We start from the raw sequence: 6,952 nt of genomic DNA, 5'->3' as shown, positions 1-6,952 counted from the left end.
CGCCCCTACACCGCGACCTCTGCGGTGGGAACAATAGCCGATAACCGATAGGCGATAGGCGATAGGCGATAGGCGATTATCCCTCTGCGTCCTCCGCGGCCTCTGCGGTAGATTGATAGCCGATAGCCGATAGACGATAGCCAATAGGTGACAGGCGATAGCTGATAGCTCATCCCATGCGCCAGGGGGAGCGTGTGCTTGATCGTTTCCGCCTCTGCGTCCTCCGCGGCCTCTGCGGTGAGATCAATAGCCGATAGGCGATCGTTGCGTGTTGCAGGTAGCGGCGGGCGGGGAGGGGGTAGGGGCGAAGCGCCGCTTCGCCCCTACACCGCGACCTCTGCGGTGGGAACAATAGCCGATAACCGATAGGCGATAACCAATGATCCCTCTGCGGCCTCCGCGTTCTCTGCGGTGAGATTCATAGCAATAGCCGGTTTTTTTGCATTATACACTGACGCTGGTCGGATCATTGCCCGGCAACGGCGCTATGATCCATTGTCGGGAGCGCGCCTGGCGAATGTTGCCTGCATTGCGTCATAGCGAGCCAGGATCTCCTCCTTGGTTCGATACCTCCCGTAGCGCGCTTCGTCTTTGCGCCGCGCGATCGGAAACTGGTCGAGGATGTAACTGACCGCGTCGCGCGGCGTCGGGAAGTGGGCGGTGAGCGCGGCCAGTTCGGCCTCCATTTCATCGACGACGTGGCCGTCGGCGATTCGCGCCGGACGCCAGCGGCCATCGGCGGTGGCGGGCAGGTAGAGATGAAAGAAGGCGGCGTCGAGTTCGCAGCGGATGGCAAAGCGCCGCTCCGCGTCCCATGGAAACGGTGGTCCGTCGTACCCCAGGTCGCGCGCCAGCGGCGCCATGTCCTCGGCGGTGTAGAGGAGTTCGAGCGCGCGGGACGCGATCCAGTCGGCGAGCGACTGCTGGCCGGTGAACGGCAGCGATTGCGCGAAGATGGACGGGGGGAGGATAGCAATTTGTCTCAATGTGAAATACGTTAAACTTGTCCCCCCCAGCTTTTGTCGCGCGCAGTAGTCTGCGACGAAGCTATTCAGGGTAGCCAGCAGCAGGAGCCACTCGTTACATGGGCGACGGGAAAACAGGAGCAGGAACTTGTGCCCAACCCCCACCAGCGGCAACGCCGTCGCGATCAGCGTGCGCTCATTGGTTGCATTGGTAATATCCCGCCAGCCCATTAACCAGCGCGGGCTGAAGCGGGCGAGGAGGTCGGCGGCCAGGGTCGGCAGGTCGGCGTCGCCAGCCTCGATGCGGGCCAGATCGGTGGCCTCAAGCGGGAAGGCGCTGGCCAGGCGCAGCGCCTGTTCGCGGGCCGTGCCCTCTCCCAGCTCCCGCGCGACGGCGCGTTCCAGCGGCAGCAACAGCGCCTCTTCCAGCAGATGGCGCGCCGCCAGCGCGTTGCCCGCCGCCAGATGACAGCCGGCAGCCCAGAGCAGCAGCACGCGCCGGATCGAGGGCAGATGCGCGCGCCGCGCCGCCTCGGCCAGCGGCGCCGGCTCTTGCGGCAGTCGCGCTGCTACGTCCGTCGCGGCCACCCAGTAGCGCGGCTGCGCCACGAAAGTCGGATCGCGCTTCTCGGCCTCAGTCACCTCGCGCGCCTCGCCGGCGTCGTCATACGTCGCCCAGCGGTGGTCAAACTGGTGGAGCAGTTTCGCTTCGTATAGCGGCAGGTAGCGTTCCGTCTCGCCCACAAACCTGTTCCCCTCGCGTCGATACCCCGCCGCCAGCAGCTCGCGCGCGGCGCGGAACAGGTGCGAGTCGTTGGCCATATCGAACATCCGGCTGAATGACAGCCGCCACGGGTTCGCCTCCGGCTGGCCGTCGCGGGCCTCGCGCCACACGACTGGCACGCGCCGGTAGATGGCCTTGGTCAGTTCGGCATCCGCCTGCGTCCGGAAGATCGGGCAGGTGCGCGTGTTGGGATTGAGCAGCGCCAGATCGTCAGCGCTCAGCGCGCACCGCTTCTCCGGTTGGCGCAGGTCGGCGGGGGTCTGGGCGAAAAAGACGAAGGTGGCCGGCGCGCGTCCGTCTGTGGCCTGGGCGCGCTGTATGGTGAGCAGGCAAAACTTGTACGATCTGTGTACCGCTGGGAAGATTCCCTTGCGATTCTCAAAGTCGTAGAGCGCCACCAGCGCCCCGCTCTGCATCAGGTCGTGAAAGAAGGCGCTCGTCGTATCATCGGTGGCGATCCCGGTCGGCACGATGATCCCGGCCCGTCCGCCGGGGCGGAGCAGCGCCCGACACAGCTCGGCAAACACGGCGTAGGTGTTGATGTCGCCGCGTCCGGTGAGCGGGAAGCGTTCGCTGTGGCGCAGAAACCGACTGACCCCTTCAGCGGTGCGTAGCGCCTCCTGGTAGGCGGCGTACAGCGTCGGGTTGGTCTGCGGCAGTTCCCGAATCCGCCGCCCGCGTTCCGCTTTGGTTGGCGCGGTGGCGATGCGCGCGTCACGGGCAGCAAAGAACTCCTGCTCCTGGAGCTTGATCCGCTCCCACGGCGGGTTGCCGAGCACGACTGCAAAGCCGCCAGCGGCGAACACCTCTGGAAAGGCCAGCGGCCAGTGGAAGCAGCGCGTCCGTTCGGCGATGGCGGTGGCTTCCCGCTGCGTGGTAGGCAGCACAGGCTGGTTGGCCAGGCGGTCTTCGACGGCGGCGCTGGTAATGACGGGCCGGGTGGGAGTGAAGCGCTGGAAGAAGGCTGCCGTCCACAGGTCGCACGCCTCGCGCTGGCGCGTCCATGCCGGGTCCTCCTGGACGGCGCGCAAGCGCTGGCGCTTCTCGCGCACCTGCGCCGGAGTGTCGTCGCCGATGGCGGCAAGCTCGCGTCCGACCCGGCTCAACTGCGCCAGCGTGGTCGTGGCATCCCAGGCGAACAGGCTGCGCTGGCCGCGCCGTTCGGCGGCGTTCTGCCGTTTGGCCTGGCGGGCCACAGCAGGATCATCGCCGGCCAGCGGCGCAAAGGCGGCGTCGGGAATGCCCTGCGCGAGTGTGGACAGGTCGAACACGCCCACCAGCGAATCGCCGCAGCGAATGCGGTGGTCGAGAAAGGTAAGCGGCTTGCCGGGGGTGTGGCCCTCCAACCAGAGCGCCACCCGGCACAGCTCGACGGCCAGCGGGTTGGCATCCACGCCGTAGAGGCAGTGGGAAATCACCGCGCGGGTCGCCTCGCGCTGACGGTCAGGGGCCGGCTCCTCCTCGCCGGTGCGGATGCGGGCCAATTCCTTGCCCAATCGCCGGGCGGCTGCCAGCAGGAAGTGCCCGGAGCCGCAGGCCGGGTCGCAGACCGTGATCGACAGCAGCGCCTGTTCGAGCGTCGCGGCGGAAGCGCCGGCGCGCCGCAGCCCATCGAGGGTAGCGGCGATCACCGGGTCGAGCGTGGTTTGAATCAGTTCGGCAACCAGCGCCGGCGGCGTGTAGTACGAGCCGGTGGTTTTGCGCTCGGCGCCGGCGTGAAAGGCAAAGGTCAGCCGTCCGCTGGCGTCCTCCTCGATAACGGGATGCAGATCGAGCAAGCTCTCATATACCGATCCCAGCTCTTCGGTGTCAAGCGCCGCGTAGTTGACGCGCTGCGGCGGGTCATCAAACATAGAGAGATGCCAGATCGCGGTCAGCAGGTCGCGGTTGGAGATGATCGCGGCATCGAGCGGTTGGGGCGCAAACAGATCGCCGTTCAGCGGCGCGAGATCGAGCAAGGGGGCCATCCGCTCATCGCTGAGGGTGATCCAGAGCGCGCGCAGGCTGTGCCAGAGGTCATCGTGGTCGGTGTAGGCGGCGCGCCGTTCGCACAGTCGGCGCAGGCGGGTGATGCTGTAGTGCTCGTGGTAGACCGGATGGGAACTGAGCAGGCCCCGCGACTCGGCAACCAGCAGGAAGAGGAGGTGATAGACCAACCTGAGCGCCTGCTGATGCAGGTCAGCCGCCGCGAGCGCGCGCAGGTCGGCATTGGCCCGGTGAGTGAGAAAGCCGGTGGCCAGGCAGATGATGGCCTGTTCGACGCTATCGCGCAGGCGGTCGCGCACCCGTCCGCCCTGGTCAACAGCGTGCTGATAATACTGTTCGAGCCAGCATGCTTCGGCCCCGCGCGCCGCGCTATAGTGGGGCAGGCGCGAGCGATGGAGCAGCCGGTAGAGGAGGGCAAACTCTGGAAAGCGTTGCTCGGCGACGATGGTGGCCAGGTCAATCTCGACATAACTCTGGCGGCGGATGAAGGTTGAGGAGCGCAGCAGGCGAATGGTCAGCCCATTGGTGACGATACCCCAGAGCTGATCGCTGCGGTTGAGATACTCCTGGAGCAGAACGTGGGGCGCGAGGCGAGGCCGACTGGTCGGATCGACGCGCCCCAGCTCCCGACGAGCGCCGATCAGATGCACTGGCGGCGCGTCGGGGTCGCGGTCGGCGCGGTGAGAAATGGCAAAGACCATCCCGCCAATGTCGATAGGCTGCGGCTGTGCGGTCAGCTCATAACCGAGTAGACTGAAGAAGGGAATGACCCAGGCATCGCGGGTCAGGGCAGTGGCCGGGTCGGTGGTCGGCAGGCGAGAGAGGCGGCGTTGGAACACCGTCCAGAGGTCGTGAGCGTCGGTGAGGGCATCGGCGATCGCGTCAGTCAGCGAACGGGTCGCCGGCAGGCCAAAATCAACGGCGCGTTGGCCGGGCAGCGTGCCCGCCGCAAGCTGCTCAAGCAGATCGGGACTGAGCAACCCGCCTTCGATGCGAATGGCTGCATTGATAGTCATTGTCATCTCCTCTGCTGCGAGCCAGCCCACCCCTCTCCTGCGCGAAGGTTGCAGATAAGCGGCGCGGTATCGTCTGCGCTTACCTCAACGCTCCCACTGCGCAGGCAACATAGCCAGAGATTCCTATCGATTTCAGGCTTCCGGCCTGATACCATACTTCTGACGGATGCTGTGACGCAGATGGAGACGCGCGACTTCCGGCAACCGTATCTCATCACCTTTCCCGACCGGATAACTGTTCCTCTCCTGAACCACAGCATCAACCGGTGGACAAACAACAGGTATTCCCGGCGTAACATCCCATTTTCGCCGGCGAAATGACCACATATATCATCGAATCCGCCGGAATTTCATGGTAACACAGAACGCAAGGAGCGATGCGGCCTATGGTTTCGCGCGTGTTACACCCGGTGTGCTGGCTCCTCCTCATCGGCCTTTCCATCTCCGGGATCGTCCCTCATGCTACCGCAACCGGTCAGGCAAACGGTCAAGTGGTTGATCACCGTTACCCGGCATTCACTGCCGACCCAACCCTGAACGGTGCCAGCGCCAATCAAGTAATTACCTCTACCCCGGCCCATCCGGCACAGACCCCGGCGCAGACTGTAGTGTGGCGTCTTCACCTCCCAATCGTCATGCTCGAATGGGGAACAGTTATTGTCCAGCCTGTAGAAGACACCGAATCGATCTATGCAAACCCCGGCATGGGGTGGCAGACTTTTGGCCGGGTTGCCGGGCGCGACTCTAATCTAGCCGGCCTGCCGACTACCACGGTGTATCATCGCTTTAGCTGGAACGACCTGGAACCGGAGGAGGGGCAGTTCAACTTTGCCCTATTTGACCGCTGGTTACAGAATGCCGGGGCCAACGGGCAACGTTTGGCCTGGCGCTTGATGGTAGCGGCGAGCAATCAGTCAGCGGGCGTGCCGCCTCTGCTTGGTTATGCTCCGCTCTGGCTGAGAGACAAGGGAGCAAGCGGTTACATCTACTACCGTGATCACAACGAAAATGGCCGCCAGGATCAGGAGAGCGAACCGGACATTTGGGCACCCGATCTGGCCGATCCCATTGCCAGATTCTATCACGACCGGCTGGTGCAGGAACTGGGTCGGCGATACGATGGTCATCCCTTCCTCGATATGCTCGACATCGGATCGGTCGGTTTGTGGGGCGAATGGCACTTCTATGCGGCTGTCGTCAAGGAAGTTGTCGGTAATCCGCCGAGTGGCCAAACGCAGCGCGGATGGGTCGCCATGCCGTCGGCTAGCGCGCGGCAGAGCATTATTGACACCTGGGTCAACGCCTTTCCCAACACGCCGAAAGCAATTCTAATTGGCGACAGCACCGGTATGCAATACGCTACCGGTACCCACCGTACCGGCTGGCGGGCCGATTGCTGGGGAGACATGAACTGGCATATGCCACGCTTCTACGACCGGCAGATCCAGGCGACCAGCGCGACCGAAGCGTGGCGCAACGGGCCTGTAGCGCTCGAACCGTGCTGGAACATGCAGTACTGGTACGATCAAGGCTGGAATGGCAATGACATTCTCGATTGGGCTGTTAGCCGCCATGCCTCCTACATCCAGAACAAGAGCCGTCCGATTCCAGCCGAATGGTTGCCGGCTGTACAGCGCGCGCTCCGCGCTATCGGGTACCGGCTGGTACTACGCGAAATACAGCACCCGGTTGCTACTCCACTTGGCGTTGCGGTTGCCATAACTACAATCTGGGACAACACCGGCAACGCGCCACCCTACTGGGACTACGACATCAAAGTGCGGCTCAAGCGAGCGGGAGTCGAGTGGGTATCGCCTCCGCTCCGATCTGTGAAAGGCTGGCAGCCGGGCAGCAGGATCGAACCAATCGAGCTGACGCTACCGCCAGACCTGCCGCCAGGAGAATACGAACTCGCGATCGGGGTCTTCAGTCGCTTCCCGGAACACACGCATCCCAACCTGAAATATATCAAACTGGCCATCCAGACTGCGCCAGACGGCGATGGTTGGTATCCGTTGAGTCGGGTAACACTAAAATGAGATGGGGGCGAAGCAGCGCTTCGCCTCTACCCCCTTCCCGCCCGCCGCTCCCCGTAACACGCAATGCTTGACCATCGGCTATCGCCTATCGGCTATCGGCTATCGGCTATTGATCTACCGCAGAGGTCGCAGAGAACGCAGAGAGACTATCGCCTACCAGCT

The 6,952-nt window shown here is 63.9% G+C and carries 2 protein-coding genes; one reads left to right on the top strand and one right to left on the bottom strand.

Going from position 1 to position 6,952, the window contains the following annotated elements; translation table 11 throughout:
* Positions 1-485: 485 nt before the first annotated feature.
* A complete protein-coding gene (locus tag Q0650_RS18090; RefSeq protein ID WP_298821556.1) occupies positions 486-4,751 on the bottom strand; it encodes an Eco57I restriction-modification methylase domain-containing protein in 4,266 nt (1,421 codons plus the stop codon).
* A gap of 386 nt (positions 4,752-5,137) precedes the next feature.
* Here Q0650_RS18090 and Q0650_RS18085 point away from each other — a divergent pair, with 386 nt between their 5' ends.
* Complete coding sequence (locus tag Q0650_RS18085) at positions 5,138-6,790, top strand: DUF4832 domain-containing protein (protein ID WP_298821554.1); 1,653 nt, start codon at positions 5,138-5,140, stop codon at positions 6,788-6,790.
* Positions 6,791-6,952 lie beyond the last annotated feature (162 nt).

The sequence above is a fragment of the uncultured Chloroflexus sp. genome (assembly GCF_937129525.1).
Lineage (GTDB): Bacteria > Chloroflexota > Chloroflexia > Chloroflexales > Chloroflexaceae > Chloroflexus.
This window is presented reverse-complemented; position numbering and strand designations above follow the sequence as displayed.